Origin of the sequence: Acinetobacter calcoaceticus, from assembly GCF_051947995.1 — a bacterium.
Taxonomy (GTDB): domain Bacteria; phylum Pseudomonadota; class Gammaproteobacteria; order Pseudomonadales; family Moraxellaceae; genus Acinetobacter.
This window is the reverse complement of sequence record NZ_JBLVVH010000002.1, coordinates 309141-323173: the sequence shown is the minus strand read 5'-3', so window position 1 is coordinate 323173 and position 14033 is coordinate 309141. Positions and strand designations below refer to the sequence as shown.

The window sequence follows — 14033 nt, the reverse complement described above, 5'->3', positions numbered from 1 at the left end:
AGTTTTTTTATGCCTATAATAAAAACAGCATAAAACTTGCATATCATTCCAACCCTCATGTTGAGCATATAAACCGCCATGTCGAATTCAAAAGATAAACTTGAAGGCTTACCTCGTCTACTTGATCGCTTCGGTCACTACGCGGTTGAGGCCTTTCATTATTTAGCCCTGTTTATTATCGGCTGTATGATTGCATGGTCAGCCGTGCATACCGTGATTGAAATTCTGACCGTAAAACAGTACGCCACCATTGATGACATCTTGCTGCTGTTTATCTATCTGGAACTGGGCGCCATGGTGGGAATTTATTTCAAGACCAATCACATGCCGGTACGCTTTTTGATTTATGTCGCGATTACCGCACTGACCCGTTTGCTGATTGCCGATATTCAACACAATCATAAAGCATCGATGGATTTGGTGATTACCACAGGTTCGATCCTGATTTTGGCGGTGGCGATTCTGGTGGTGCGTTTTGCATCGTGGAACTACCCTTCCGTGATTCGTGGTAAAGATCAGGAACAACCCTTGCCTTCCAATAAAACACCTCGGCCACAAGATGATGAACTGGCATAAATAAAAAAAGCAGGCTGATTGCCTGCTTTTTTAATCTGAGGGTTATGCCACCCGGAAAATACGATATTTGGAATCCACCAGGACATATTTTCCTTGTACCTGCATCCAGTTATAGCCACGTGGCGGCTGATAAAGGCGGTGATTACGATAGTTAGATACCACATAACGATGACTACGGAATTCTGACGGTAAACGCTCGCCACGTTTGAAATTGATGCGTTGACCATAATGATTGCCGCGATCGCCATTCGACCAGCGTGGTTGTTCACGGTGATCATAGCGATGGTCATAACGATCATAGCGGTCTTTATGATCATGATTCCAACGGTTTGAATCTGCCATGGCTGAAGCAGAGACACCAAGCATCAGTGTTGATACAAGCAATACGACGGTCTTTTTCATTGTGTGATCCTGAGTTTTTTGATCTAAAACCAGATTAAGAAAAACTCTAGGAGAAAGCATGAATAAAACCCACGACATTGCAAAGCTTTGTAATGAATAGCGAGAAATTATGGAGAATCCGCTCCATCCAAAATTTAAAAGCAGATGTCAGATTAACGAATCACCTCAATGGTAAAGTTATCATCCGTCACTAAAAGATAACGCCCATCGACCACCACCCAATGTCGACCACGAGGCGGTTCACGCAATGAATAATAATCCCAGTCCCGCAGCACGTAACGCTCGCTACGAAACTCACCCGGTAGTTCATTTCCCACTACAAAAGACTCCAGGCGATAGCTACGCTCATATTGGGTGTCGGGATAATATTCGACACGAACACCTGGTCGATGATTCCGGTGAGGATAATCATTATTTTGATAAGGCTGATAATAATAGCCTTTCGGTGGCGCCGTCGGTGTAGCACGCTGATTCGAGAATGCAAACGGATCTTGCGCAGGCGGTTGATAGGCCGGCCTCTGCTGGTGATAGGAACGGCGCTCTACCCCGCTATAACCACCCCAAGCATTATCAGCATGGCTCATCACGGGGAGACCGCTAAGTAGACTGACTAAGCCATAGAGATAAAGTTTTGTTTGCTGCATCATGATCTCCCAAAATCAGCGTATACTTTTATTTTAGAATAAAAAACAAGCGCCATTGTTGTAATCATATTTTTTCAGATTAACTGTTCAATTTCATGGATAAAACGCAGCAAGCTGTAGCTTCGCGTAGATATGTTAGAATCAGTTTTTTGGTTTTGAGGCAACATCTGTGGCTGAAATGAATTTTGATCGTCTCTATCAATTTTTCTGTAAAGTGCCTAGCGTACAAGAATCCCGTATCGTGGCGCATGGTGCAGATGGTCAGCATGCCTGGTGGTTTAAATTCAATATTGATGTTGAACATGCCTTGGCATGGCAAACCGTGCAAGAACTTGGGCATGTCCTCAATTATTTATCCACCAATGAACGTTTACCGACCCAGTTTTTTCCCGTATCACCACCACCCTATATGAATGGTGAAGCCAAAGATTTTCTAGGCTGGGTCATCCAGTGCAATCATCCTGAATTTAGCCCGGATGTGGTTTGTGACTGGTTAGAAGCGCGCTTACCGAACCCAGTCGATGATGAAAGCCAGTGGAAAATCAAAACCGATTTAAGTGAACTGGAGCAAATGGCCGATAAAGATCTAGACCAGTTGATTCCACCGAGTCCTTAAACATTTTCAACAACACGCTTCTCTTTAATTGAATGCAATGCCTTGTAAAAGTTAAAGAGAAGTTTATTTAAGCCATTTTTTTATGCCAGAGATCAGTCGCTGTCTTAATTTTGGCTGTTCTGCGTTTTCATCAAAAAGAGCTGCTATTTGCGGCTGTACCTGTGTCTCATAGTGCTCTGCTGCAGCCGGGACAGCCAGCGAAAAAATCCGGTCCCATTGACTGCTTAACTCTAAGCTTAATTGTAACTCATCAGCCAGTTGATGATTCTCCAGTATCCCCAAACCTCCCCGTAAAGCCACGATCAAGACCTGTTTTACTTTATGATCAATACTGCCATATTGAAGTGCCAATTCAGCCCATTGCGCCTGTTCATGCTGTTCCGTTAAAGCCACCAGCCATTCAATCGCTTCAAGACAACCGAATTCAGCTGCTTGTTTAAAATAATGCTTTGCCTGTTCAGGTTCATCTTCTGTGTAATAGCGTCCTTTTTCATACAAGGCCTGTGCATGTTTATGTTCAGCGGCCAAAGTAAAATAGTGCTCAATTTCTTCAAACTCAGCATCACTGAGATCTGTTTTTCGGTCTAGCTCATAAGCATAGGCATACATTGCAACCGGATGCTTCAATGCTGCTGCCGTTTTGAGGTAGTCCACATAAGTTTCGGTCATTCTTGACAATTGCAGCCATGCATCTGCAGCTCCCCAATCAGCCTGTTGTTGATAAAAAAGCTGTCGCCACTGCCACAATTGCGCCCTATTTTGTTCCGAAATATAATCAGATACATCGCTGCGAAGAAATTCAACAATTTTCTGGATCTGGCCTTGTTGTAAAGCATGCTCCAGTTCCCGCATCAGATCGTGCTGTGCACGCTCGAAATGAGTGCTCCATGTTTCGGCATCATACAGCCCCAGTTGCTGCAATTCCTCATCATCACATTGTGACAGATACAAACTGGCACTCAGTTTTTCCCCTTGCTGCCACGCCTGATACAGATAAGGTATGGTCTCGAGATCTGGATAAGAAACCCCGTGTTTACCTTTGATGAGTAGTGCCTGAGTATTTCCTTGGGCAATTAATTGATCGGTGATCTGCTGTAGTTCGTCATGCAGTTGATCAATATTATCTCCATCATAATACGTGGTATTAAAAATTAACCTTTGCCCTCGCATCAAGGAAAAAAGCATGATGATCGCTTGGGTATGACCTAAACGGGCAGCACGTAGCAGATATTGGTCCCGATAATACAGATTAAGAGGCAACATGCAGTCACCTCGATCATGGTCATAAAACAGGGCAAGTTCAAAGAATGCGTGTGGTTGTTGCTGCTCAGCTAACACCTTGAATAATTCAATGGCCTGAACGGTATCAATCAGAACCTCTTGATTACCGTAGCTAAATGCCAAGGCCTGTTCTAATGTTGCAGTCATTTATTGTTATCCGGTTTTTATCTTATCTAGCTATTGAATACATTCATATTCAGCATATGAATGTATTCAGAGGTTTCCTATCAACTTAAATGTAGAGCCAATTAGAAGGTCGAGAGACCCGACCATTCCATAAAACGATAGATCCAGTATTTCACTTTGGATTCATCGGCATATTTTGCATAATCCACTGTAATTTGACGTGCATTGGCGTTGCTCCATGCGGCATCAAAGTATTGTCCTGCATCTTTAAATACAGGCGCTTGTGCCGAACCGATCACACGCATATCAGTTTCAAGATTATAGTTTTTCAGGTTGCGTGCGGTCAGATTAGCAGAACCGAGAATGATTTCCGCTTGCTGGGCATTGTATTTCAGCAACATCTTACTATGGCACTGTTCACCACGCGTATCGCACCAACGGATTGGAATACCTGCAGCATGAAGTTCTGATGCGACTTGGCGATTCGGCATGCCATTCTTTTGACGGCCAAATGCATCCTTATTCGGATCGATCATGATCCGGATGTTGACACCACGTTGTTGCGCTTGCTTAAGTGCCTCAATAATATTGCGTTCCGACAAATAGAACATGGCCATGTCCAGATGCTCTTTGCTCTTGGCAGTCTGAATCATTTTCAAGATGCCATCATAAATGGCTTTTTCAGTCAGCACTTGCACCTGCGGTAAGGTTTTGTCTTCGCTCACACCGCCCATAATCACAAAGGGACTGGAACCCTTTGACATGTTGGCAACCGCTTGTTCAGTTTGTAAGACATCAATCGCGGTTGGCCCATCTACCACCAGTGCAACATTGCTATGATGCGAACTGCCATCGTGTGGGTTGGCTGAGGTCACCAGACTTTTCCAGCCATCCACCGTATCAACCACCAAGGTTTTACGATGATTGGCCTTGAAGTTGAATAACTCCAGATAACTGCGCAAAGTAATCTTATCATTGCCAAACGGGCTGCTTAACCAGCCGCTCTCAGGATTATTGCCCAGGTTTTGACAGCAGATATACCAGAATCCCGACCAGAGCGGATTAGACGCACGCAATGGTTTTAAATCGGTTTCGATCACATCCACACCTGCTTGTCGCAATTGTAGATAATGTTTTGGTGTCATGCCCCCATAAACCGAATTAATCGGATCAGTAATCACCACAACTTCTACATTTGGATGCAAGCGACGCTTCACGATCAGCGCATCAGTCAATTCTTGCATCAAAGGCAACTGTTTCACCTTAGAAGCGCCGACTTCTTGGTTAAACAGGAACATATCCAGCACAATGGTGGTCTGTGCCTGATCAATTAAATGGAAGACTTCCTTGAAAATATGCTGATCAACCTGTTGCTGGCCTTGGGAATCGATATAGGTCTGATCGGCTAAAAATTTCACATTGGCATGACGCAATTGCCCAGTAAAATCCAGCCCTTTCGGGAGTGGTTTTACTGTGTGATAGACTGCCGAAGCAATGTACCCAATCGCAAAAATACTCAATATGACTGCCATGTAACGTCGACCTGACCAGTTTAATTTTCGATGGATTCGTTGGAAGATGCGCATATAAACAAAAAAAGCCCTAGCCTAATGATTTAAGGCTAGAGCTTATGCTTTGATTTTTCAATAAGATTTAAGTGAAAAATTAGAAGTTAAAATTCACCCCCACAGTGAAGTTACGGCCCACTTGTGGAATCGTGGATAAGAATGATGCATGTTGATAAACCTGATCATCCAGCAAGTTATTGGCATTAAAATACACACGATAATCCCCGACATTGCTGTATTTACCTGAATACGCAACCCCCAGATTCAACATATTATAGCCTTGGGTATCGGTTTCATACGCTGCAATCTTGTCTTGCTGGAACACATGATAATATTCAGCTGAACCGCTAAAGCCATCACCAAAGTCCGCATTTACTTTGGTTCCTAGACGACCTGCCGGCACACGCGGTGCATTTTCATTGTCGATCTTGCCACGAACATAATCACCAAACACGCCCACTTTATACATGTCCGAGATCTGATAACCCGCTTCCGCCTCTGCACCATAGAAACGTGCCTGATCCTGGGTATATTTCACTAAACGGAAATCTTTATAACGGTCTAGCGTTTGCGCATAGATATAGTCATCAAACCAGTTGTGATAGACATGCACATGGTAGTCAAACTTGTCATTGTCATAATGCAAACCGAGTTCGACATTATTTGACTTCTCTTTACTTAAACCATCATTGCCCAGTTCATAGGTATTGGTGGCAAAATGTCCGCCATTGGCATATAACTCTTGCGCCAGCGGTAAGCGCTCCTGATGTGAGGCAACCAAAGAAAGTTTATAGTCTGGTGCAAACTCCCAGTTGGCTGCACCCGAAACAGAAAAGGCTGACCCGTCAAAATCTTTTTTGCTTGAATCATCAATATCAATTTTCTGTTTTTCTGCACGAGCTGCCAGTTCAACATGAACATCATTAAATTGTGCATGCTCTAAGCCAAAGATACTCCACTTCTTGGTGGTATTCGGCGCCAAGAAAGCTTCTTCACCAGTAAGTTTCAGTTTTTGCTGACCATATTGCGTACCAATCACCCCTTCCCATGGGCCAATCGGATTGTGTACCAACTCTAAACGACCATCATAGCCCTTGTTTTTAAAGCGAGTGGCGATGGTATCTTCTTCAATTTCATCATGTTGATAATCGGTATAGCTGGCTTGCGCACGTAACTTTTTAAAGCCAGCAAATGGATCATTCAATTCTGTGCGCACATCATAACGTTCAGATTTCAGGTCAATCCACGGTCCTGCCTCGTGTGCATGATCATGGTCATGATCGTGATCGTCCTCCCCATCATGATCATGTTCCCCACAATGCAAACTTAAACCATGTAAATGGCAACTCTCGTACTCATGGCTATGTCCCGGCAAGCCATACTGATCCTGACGGTTGCTATAAGAAATTCCGGTAAAGCCGCGATCATAAATCCAGGACAAACCAACATTGACGGTTTCGCCTTTGGCAAAGGTATTGCCGACACGGCGCTCTTTCTCACCTTCATGGTGATAGTCAGGTGCGATATAGTCATTGGCTTCGCGTTTCAGCCCCTCGACCCGTAACGCCACCTGATCACCTAAACCAACCGTGACACCTGCAGTTGCCAGCTTTTCATCACTGCCCGTGTTGTAACGTAAACCAACATTCCCCTCGTAACCTTTTTCAGGCATTTCTGTTGGAATCTTGCTGTCATTGACATTGACCAGCCCGCCAACGGTTCCCGCACCAAATAATAAAGTAGATGGGCCACGAATCACTTCAACTTGCTTGGCCAATGCAGGATCGACTGTTACCGCATGGTCAGGGGACAAGGTAGAAACATCAATGTTTTCTGATGAATTTTGCAGCACCTTAACGCGTGGGCCATCTTGTCCACGAATGACAGGACGGCTAGAACCTGCGCCAAACTGATTTGAATAAATGCCAGGCTCACTGCTCAGCGCTTCACCAATGGTCACAGCCCCCTGTTGTAAACGTTTTTCATCTACAACGGTGTCTGCAACCGCAAAATCTTTTGAGGTTTGCTCAAGCGGATGCGCTTTAATACGTATGGTATCTAAGGTGGCCACCTGTTCATTTTCTGCTGCAAAGGCAGATACAGAAACAGCAGCTAAAATGGATAAGGTCAAAATATTGTGCGGAAATGACATACCGTGTCTCGAATCAGTTGATCGTTATTTTTTGTTATATTATAACATTTCATTTATTTTGCAATAAAAAACAGTCTGACCAAGCACATTTGTTAAACTGCTTGTCCATGTTTGCAATCAATGGTTATTCCCCAACGATATGCCTTTTACTCTGTCACATGCTGTACTTGCTCCACCTTTATCCAAACTGAGTCAAGGACATTTACCTGTCGCCGCCTTGGCGATTGGTTGTATGACACCTGATCTTTATCGATTATTTACACAAGAAGATTCCCCTTTGACCCATCAATGGGCCGGTCTCTTATTTCCGAACCTGCCGCTTGGCCTATGTTTTTGTCTATTGTGGTATGTCATCTATCGGCCTGTGACTTATCGTTGTCTTGAGATTCAAGATCCTCTAAAGATCAAGTCACTGGATGATTTTATTTCTTTCAGCTTTCTAAATTGCATTGCACTTATCGTCGGGATCAGTACACATTTGATTTGGGATGGGCTCACCCATCTTGATTTTCGAACGTTTGCTTTTAAAGAAACGCTGGCTCAGAACATTTCATTGTTGGGTTTTAGTTATCCACTACACTTTGTCTTGCAGATTGGCTCTTCAATTATTGCCTTGCCGTTTTTGATAAAAATGTGCTGGGATTATTATAAAACGCATAAACATCATCATCCCGTTCCCTCTAAACTCAAGGGATTTGCACTGATTAGCATGATCCTTTCCATCTTATATGGGCTGTTGTCAGTATTGGACTATAGCCGTCATATTCGTGCTGATCTTTGGAAGAATGAACCTTATTTTTTTATTGGCAAATCGATGAATGAATTTACTCAAGCAGGCTTAACTGTCTTTACCATGGCCTGTCTATTATTCTTGTTTTTGGATCGAACTGCCCGTAGCAAATCATTTTAACAAAAAGCGTGTGTTTAAAATTCGCTTGAAAACATTAAGACTTGAGACTATACGTTCAACAAGGCATAATCTCCCCTTCATTGGTGCTGCGCTGTTTACGCATTCACCTTCTACAGCCAATATAGTTTGGATAAATAATTCAATATGATGCGCACTCATTACTGTGGCTCTTTAACTGAAGCCCAAATCGATCAAACAGTGACTTTATGCGGATGGGTTCATCGTCGCCGTGACCATGGCGGTGTGATTTTCCTTGATATGCGTGACCGTGATGGTCTCGTACAGGTAGTGATCGATCCAGATACCCCTGAAGCATTCGCAACAGCAGATAAAGCACGTTCAGAATTTGTTTTAAAAATTACAGGTCGTGTTCGTCGTCGCTATGAAGGTACTGAAAATGCCAACATGGTGAGTGGCCAGATTGAAGTTTTAGGTAAAGAGATCGAAGTTCTTGCAGCTTCTGATACTCCGCCATTCCCGTTGAATGACGAAAATACCAATATTTCAGAAGAAATTCGTTTGAAATACCGTTTCTTGGACATCCGTCGTCCAGAAATGTTAGAGCGCTTACGTTTCCGTTCTAAAGTCACCAACCTGATCCGTAACTATTTTGAAGATCATGGTTTCCTTGACGTTGAAACACCAATCTTGACTCGCGCAACACCAGAAGGTGCACGTGACTATTTAGTACCAAGCCGCGTTTCAAATGGTAGCTTCTACGCACTTCCACAATCACCACAATTGTTCAAACAGTTGTTGATGGTGGGCGGTATCGATCGTTATTACCAAATTGCGAAATGTTTCCGTGACGAAGACTTACGTGCGGATCGTCAGCCTGAATTTACCCAGATCGACGTTGAAACATCGTTCATGAGTGACGATGACATCATGGATTTAATGGAAGGCTTAACCGTTAAAATGTTCAACGAATTATTGAATGTAAAATTCGATAAGTTTGAACGTATGACTTACGCTGACGCAATGCGTGATTATGCATCTGACAAACCGGATATGCGTATTCCATTGAAACTTGTTGACGTTGCAGACTTAATGCAAGACGTTGAATTCAAGGTTTTCGCTGGTCCTGCCAAAGATCCTAAAGGCCGTATCGTTGCCTTACGCGTTCCTGGCGCTGGTTCATTACCGCGTAGTGCAATCGATGAATACACCAAATTCGTAGGCATCTACGGTGCGAAAGGCTTGGCTTATATCAAAGTCAACGAACTTGAAAAAGGCATCGAAGGTCTTCAATCTCCAATCGTTAAATTCATCGAGCCAATCGTACTTGATCTATTAAAACGTGTGGGTGCTGAGAATGGTGATATCGTGTTCTTTGGAGCAGATAAAGCCAAAGTTGTAAACGATGCGATGGGCGCACTTCGTGTGAAAATTGGTCATGATCTTAACCTTGCAACATGTGAGTGGGCGCCACTTTGGGTGGTTGATTTCCCAATGTTTGAAGAAACGGATGATGGTAAATGGACCTCTGTTCACCACCCATTTACACTGCCAAAATCAAGCGTTGAAGAAGTGAAGAACAATCCAGGTGAAGCACTTTCTGTTGCCTACGACATGGTATTGAACGGTACAGAAATCGGTGGCGGTTCACTTCGTATTTATACCTTAGAGATGCAAAAGGCAATCTTTGAAGCTTTAGGCATTGGCGAAGAAGAAGCAGAAGAGAAATTCAGCTTCTTACTGAATGCATTACGTTATGGTGCGCCTCCGCACGGTGGTTTGGCATTCGGTCTTGACCGTTTGATCATGCTCATGACAGGTGCATCTTCGATTCGTGATGTGATTGCATTCCCGAAAACCAAGACTGCTGAATGTCCGTTGACTCAAGCGCCAGCACCAGTTGAAGCAAACCAGTTGCGTGACTTGGGTATCCGTTTACGTGAAAAACCAAAAGCTGAAGAAAAATAAACCTTGAGTTTATGCTTCAACAAAAACCCTGCACACTGCAGGGTTTTTTTATAATACCGAGTTTTGCTTTGAGATCATGTCCGCTAATGGCATAATAGGCTGCTTTTTATTGAGAGGTCAGTCTTATGGCAATGCGTCCTGATGTACGTCGACATGCAATTGTAATTATTGTGTTTTCACTTGCTCAATGGTTCTTTATGCGTTACATCCTGGCAAATGAGCTTTTCAATATGGATACCAACCAACGTATTTTATACTTCTGTGTAAGTAGTCTGGTGGGCGCCTTACTGATTTTTGTTGCACTGATTTATATGGTGCTTAAAGGCAACGCCGATAAATAAGACCCATTAGAATGTCGTTCTACCCTACTCTGCTCCGTATTTTACCCCTCCCATTTTTACGTAGTATCGCAAAAGTGGCAGCCTACTTTATCAATCAGAATCCGCATAAAAGTATGCTGTGGAAAACCAGGGTCAATCTTGGACTGGCTTATCCTGAACTGAGCCAAACGCAGAAAGAGCAGCTTGCGCGTGAAAGTGTGACCAGGCAATGTCTCAGCTATATCGAATCTGGAAAATGCTGGGCCATGCCACCCGAGTGGAGCATTCAACAGATTCATACCGTGCATCATCTGGAAGTCCTGACCGATGCGTTGAGCGATCCTCGCGGTGCACTGATCATTACTCCGCATCTAGGTACATGGGAAATGATGAATGCATGGGTACATCAATATGGCATCCCGACCATCATGTATAAGCCGATGAAAGATTCGGGGTTCAATGCTTTTGCCTTACATGCACGTCAACGCCTCAACGCAACTTTAGTGCCGACAGATGCTTCGGGTGTCAAAGCTCTATTTAAGAATCTAAAACAAGGTGGTTTCAGTGTGATTCTGCCTGATCATGTTCCCGATCCTTCCGGCGGTGTCGTGGTTCCTTTTTTCGGAATTCCCTGCCTAACCAGTACACTGGCCAGCAAAATGGCTCAAAAAACCCAATGTCGTTTAGTCGGGCTGAGCTGTTTCCGTCGTGACGATGGTGAGGGATTTGATGTGTATTGTGATGATCTGAATGATCCAGCACTATATGATCGGAATATCGAAGTTGCCACCACTGCACTCAATCAAGCTGTTGAGCAGATGATCAACCGCTTTCCTGCTGAATATATGTGGGGTTATAAACGGTTTAGAGGCGGTGATAAGACTGTCTATAAATAATTTACAGACAGCTCATATAAATAAAACCTAATTATTTAAATTTTACCGTTCGATATGCAGAGAATTTCGTAAGCTTTAGAAGTTGCGAAATTAATCTGAAAATTTCTCTTTTGACTTTAAGTGATAGACTTAGTTTCTTCTTTTGTTGCAGTCGGGCCAACTTCTCAGCTCTGTGACGGACTGAACGGTCTTCTTCCAAATGACTTGGCAAATTATCATATTTATTATAAATATAGAAATCTTGAGCACAAATCGCCGGGGTGATTTGATAGGTTTCATACTTCCCATATTTAACATCACAACCAAACAGGATATGGTCTACAGGTACCAATTTTGGCATATTCGCAATGAATGCAAGATAATGTTCAGCTGCTGCTTTTGATAAAATATAACCAGCTCCACCTAAATGCATGGCTTTAAGGTGATATAAGCTTCTCCCATCTTTTGATAATTTTGGGAAAAAAGCCATATCAACTTTTTTATCAAAGGCTTCTAATTTAATGATATGGACATCTTCTGGGATCCATGAAAAATCATTAAAAAAGTTCTGTATATTTTCACCAAGATAAATATCATCTTCAAAAATAGCCATATACTTCAGATCAAGATCAACGATCTTTTTCCAGAGCATGACATGGCTTAACAAACAGGCAACCTCCCCTTTTGTTAAGTCTCCACGTCGACTTAAATCAATTCCGACACTTTTTGCGGCTTCATCAGATGTGACGGGGGTGATTGCATCATAAAAGTTGAAATCAACTAAATATTTTTTAAATTCTGCTTCAATGTGCTGTCTTCTCTCAACCGCAGAATCTAAACTAATAACAAAAATACTCACTTAGACAACCATCATGCTTGAGAATAAAAATCAGGATTATACAACTAAACCATATAAAATGAACCACAAGGAAATATTCGCATGATGCAAAGCGAGAAAAGAGTCACGATTAAACCAATATAACGCGAGCTTAATGCTTACTACTTTTCATAAATTTGAGCTTGGTTTTATAAGGAGACTCTTTTAACTGAGTGAAAAAGCGGTTCAGTTCGCGCAATAACTTCTTCAATCCTTTGACCTTAATTTTTTCTTTATTACGCCATTGCAGACTGGTTTTAAATTTTTGTTCTTCAGGATTTAGAATATAGTCCTGAATACATAAAGCTGGATTCAATTGATAGATTCCAAGCTCTCCTTCATGAATATATTTCCGGAAAACAATTTGATCAACATGATCAAGTTCATTCTGGCTTTTCATATAATCCAGAAGTGCTAACGCACCCTGATAGGACAAAATATAACCAGCAGCACCTAAGTGAGGTTTTTTTAACTTCCTTAAAATGAACTCTTTATCCTTGAAAACTTGTGTTTTTTCCAGGGCTAAAATCACACTTTTATATGATTTTTCCAGCTTGACAATATCACACTGTAACCAGCTTGAGTCAGTTAGGAACAGCTCTGCATCATGGCTCAAATGTACATCATCTTCAAAAATTGCGATTGCTGGTATTTTTTCATCAATAACTTTTTGCCACAACGATACATGGCTCAACAGGCATGCCAATTCATTTCGGCTGAGATCACCCTGACGAAGAATCAAGCCAATTTTTTCAGCTTGAAGATCAACTTGCGGAGGTTCAATCGCATCAAAGAAATCAAATACGATTCCTTTTTCTCCAAACTGTTCTTCAATATGCTTTCTACGATCCGTAGCAGATTTTAAGCTGATAACAAAATTTTTCACTTAAAAGTCACTCGACGGGCAAATAGAGTAATCTTCAATTGTGATGTAATTCGAGCCAACTCGACCATAATTTTTTGTAACCCATTGGCCTTGTTTGCATGCATTCGTTTCTTTCTTTCAGAAGTTAACTGGCTTTTAAGTTGAATACTGGTCGAGCGATAGTGCAAGATCGTATCCTGAATGCATAAGGCAGGCTGCATTTGATACATCATAAAGCTATGATTTTTAACAGCATATTCAAACATAAAGTTGTCTAATGGAATAATATAATCCATTTTCTTAATTTCATTTAAAAGAAACTTTGCCCCGTCTAGGGAAAGAATATAACCTGCAGTACCCAAGTTCTTGCCGGTTAGTTTATAGATCTCGCGACCTTCCTGAGGAAAATCTTTATGTTTAGGACCAAGTATAACTTTAGGGGTAAATGCTTCTAATTTAACTAAATGCCAATCTTTCTCAATCCAGTCCGATTGATTTAAAAAAACATGCGCTTTCTCACCGAGATGAATATCATCTTCAAAGATAGCCATGTAAGGGATATTATCCTGAACAATTTTTTTCCATAAGTGAACATGACTCATGAAACAGGCAAGTTCTCCCCGAGCAATATGATTTTCATGGACACTGAGGTTCATGACTTGCGCATCTGAAGCTGCAATATCAGGTGTCACAGCATCAAAAAAGCTAAATTCGATGCCCTGTTTCTCAAATTGAGCTGATATATGCTGACGACGCTCGACTGCGCTTGAGAGACTTACAACAAACTTTTTCATATCGGGATAGTAATGATTCATACAAATTAGGCCATATGCCTGTAGGCGCTAAGAATACTTGTTTTTGATTATGATGTACATTATTTCAGATACACATAAAT

The 14033-nt window shown here is 42.1% G+C and carries 14 protein-coding genes; 6 read left to right on the top strand and 8 right to left on the bottom strand.

Features of this window, described 5'->3' with window-relative positions; genetic code table 11:
* The first annotated feature begins 78 nt into the window (after window positions 1-78).
* Window positions 79-576 carry a phosphate-starvation-inducible protein PsiE gene (locus ACNQO6_RS04705; RefSeq protein WP_005226874.1) on the top strand — a complete coding sequence of 166 codons (498 nt, stop codon included), beginning with the start codon at window positions 79-81 and terminating at the stop codon, window positions 574-576.
* A gap of 42 nt (window positions 577-618) precedes the next feature.
* Here ACNQO6_RS04705 and ACNQO6_RS04700 read toward each other — a convergent pair whose 3' ends face one another.
* Both ACNQO6_RS04700 and ACNQO6_RS04695 read right to left on the bottom strand, forming a co-directional pair.
* On the bottom strand, window positions 619-978 hold the full coding sequence (locus tag ACNQO6_RS04700; RefSeq protein WP_005226872.1) for an RcnB family protein: 360 nt from the start codon (window positions 976-978) through the stop codon (window positions 619-621).
* Between the two features lie 152 nt (window positions 979-1130).
* Complete coding sequence (locus ACNQO6_RS04695) at window positions 1131-1622, bottom strand: RcnB family protein (RefSeq protein WP_440208365.1); 492 nt, start codon at window positions 1620-1622, stop codon at window positions 1131-1133.
* Window positions 1623-1800: 178 nt separating this feature from the next.
* Between ACNQO6_RS04695 and ACNQO6_RS04690 the strand changes: the two genes are divergently transcribed.
* Complete coding sequence (locus ACNQO6_RS04690) at window positions 1801-2238, top strand: hypothetical protein (protein WP_032870209.1); 438 nt, start codon at window positions 1801-1803, stop codon at window positions 2236-2238.
* A 63-nt stretch (window positions 2239-2301) separates the two neighbouring features.
* On the opposite strand, the gene ACNQO6_RS04685 is transcribed toward ACNQO6_RS04690, so the two are convergent.
* The 3 genes from ACNQO6_RS04685 to znuD all read right to left on the bottom strand — a co-directional run bounded on the left by ACNQO6_RS04685 (window position 2302) and on the right by znuD (window position 7365).
* Window positions 2302-3666 (bottom strand): sel1 repeat family protein, encoded by a 1365-nt coding sequence (locus tag ACNQO6_RS04685; protein WP_440208242.1) that lies wholly within the window; start codon window positions 3664-3666, stop codon window positions 2302-2304.
* A 101-nt stretch (window positions 3667-3767) separates the two neighbouring features.
* Window positions 3768-5231 carry a phospholipase D family protein gene (locus ACNQO6_RS04680; protein WP_440208241.1) on the bottom strand — a complete coding sequence of 488 codons (1464 nt, stop codon included), beginning with the start codon at window positions 5229-5231 and terminating at the stop codon, window positions 3768-3770.
* A 79-nt stretch (window positions 5232-5310) separates the two neighbouring features.
* On the bottom strand, window positions 5311-7365 hold the full coding sequence (znuD, locus tag ACNQO6_RS04675; protein ID WP_440208240.1) for a zinc piracy TonB-dependent receptor ZnuD: 2055 nt from the start codon (window positions 7363-7365) through the stop codon (window positions 5311-5313).
* 139 nt (window positions 7366-7504) lie between these two features.
* Here znuD and ACNQO6_RS04670 point away from each other — a divergent pair, with 139 nt between their 5' ends.
* From ACNQO6_RS04670 to ACNQO6_RS04655, 4 genes are all read left to right on the top strand, one after another.
* Entirely contained in the window at window positions 7505-8275 is a 771-nt protein-coding gene (locus tag ACNQO6_RS04670) for a DUF4184 family protein (RefSeq protein WP_440208239.1), read from the top strand.
* A 144-nt stretch (window positions 8276-8419) separates the two neighbouring features.
* Window positions 8420-10201, top strand: coding sequence for an aspartate--tRNA ligase (gene aspS, locus ACNQO6_RS04665; RefSeq protein ID WP_005226864.1), 1782 nt, complete (start codon window positions 8420-8422; stop codon window positions 10199-10201).
* Between the two features lie 125 nt (window positions 10202-10326).
* Window positions 10327-10542 (top strand): hypothetical protein, encoded by a 216-nt coding sequence (locus ACNQO6_RS04660; protein WP_199949564.1) that lies wholly within the window; start codon window positions 10327-10329, stop codon window positions 10540-10542.
* An 11-nt stretch (window positions 10543-10553) separates the two neighbouring features.
* Window positions 10554-11417, top strand: coding sequence for a lysophospholipid acyltransferase family protein (locus ACNQO6_RS04655; protein WP_440208238.1), 864 nt, complete (start codon window positions 10554-10556; stop codon window positions 11415-11417).
* Window positions 11418-11448: 31 nt separating this feature from the next.
* On the opposite strand, the gene ACNQO6_RS04650 is transcribed toward ACNQO6_RS04655, so the two are convergent.
* From ACNQO6_RS04650 to ACNQO6_RS04640, 3 genes are all read right to left on the bottom strand, one after another.
* A complete protein-coding gene (locus tag ACNQO6_RS04650) occupies window positions 11449-12255 on the bottom strand; it encodes a glycosyltransferase family 25 protein (protein ID WP_440208237.1) in 807 nt (268 codons plus the stop codon).
* A gap of 130 nt (window positions 12256-12385) precedes the next feature.
* A complete protein-coding gene (locus ACNQO6_RS04645) occupies window positions 12386-13159 on the bottom strand; it encodes a glycosyltransferase family 25 protein (RefSeq protein ID WP_343578906.1) in 774 nt (257 codons plus the stop codon).
* Complete coding sequence (locus tag ACNQO6_RS04640; protein ID WP_440208236.1) at window positions 13156-13953, bottom strand: glycosyltransferase family 25 protein; 798 nt, start codon at window positions 13951-13953, stop codon at window positions 13156-13158. The genes ACNQO6_RS04645 and ACNQO6_RS04640 overlap by 4 nt, the downstream gene beginning before the upstream one ends.
* Window positions 13954-14033: the final 80 nt, after the last annotated feature.

What these genes read in the sequence shown, in the direction of transcription:
- ACNQO6_RS04685 (WP_440208242.1), bottom strand. Translation starts at nt 3,666, where the DNA reads ATGACTGCAACATTAGAACAGGCCTTGGCATTTAGCTACGGTAATCAA.
- ACNQO6_RS04660 (WP_199949564.1), top strand. Translation starts at nt 10,327, where the DNA reads ATGGCAATGCGTCCTGATGTACGTCGACATGCAATTGTAATTATTGTG.
- ACNQO6_RS04640 (WP_440208236.1), bottom strand. Translation starts at nt 13,953, where the DNA reads ATGAATCATTACTATCCCGATATGAAAAAGTTTGTTGTAAGTCTCTCA.
- znuD (WP_440208240.1), bottom strand. Translation starts at nt 7,365, where the DNA reads ATGTCATTTCCGCACAATATTTTGACCTTATCCATTTTAGCTGCTGTT.
- ACNQO6_RS04705 (WP_005226874.1), top strand. Translation starts at nt 79, where the DNA reads ATGTCGAATTCAAAAGATAAACTTGAAGGCTTACCTCGTCTACTTGAT.
- aspS (WP_005226864.1), top strand. Translation starts at nt 8,420, where the DNA reads ATGATGCGCACTCATTACTGTGGCTCTTTAACTGAAGCCCAAATCGAT.
- ACNQO6_RS04655 (WP_440208238.1), top strand. Translation starts at nt 10,554, where the DNA reads ATGTCGTTCTACCCTACTCTGCTCCGTATTTTACCCCTCCCATTTTTA.
- ACNQO6_RS04680 (WP_440208241.1), bottom strand. Translation starts at nt 5,231, where the DNA reads ATGCGCATCTTCCAACGAATCCATCGAAAATTAAACTGGTCAGGTCGA.
- ACNQO6_RS04695 (WP_440208365.1), bottom strand. Translation starts at nt 1,622, where the DNA reads ATGCAGCAAACAAAACTTTATCTCTATGGCTTAGTCAGTCTACTTAGC.
- ACNQO6_RS04700 (WP_005226872.1), bottom strand. Translation starts at nt 978, where the DNA reads ATGAAAAAGACCGTCGTATTGCTTGTATCAACACTGATGCTTGGTGTC.
- ACNQO6_RS04670 (WP_440208239.1), top strand. Translation starts at nt 7,505, where the DNA reads ATGCCTTTTACTCTGTCACATGCTGTACTTGCTCCACCTTTATCCAAA.
- ACNQO6_RS04690 (WP_032870209.1), top strand. Translation starts at nt 1,801, where the DNA reads ATGAATTTTGATCGTCTCTATCAATTTTTCTGTAAAGTGCCTAGCGTA.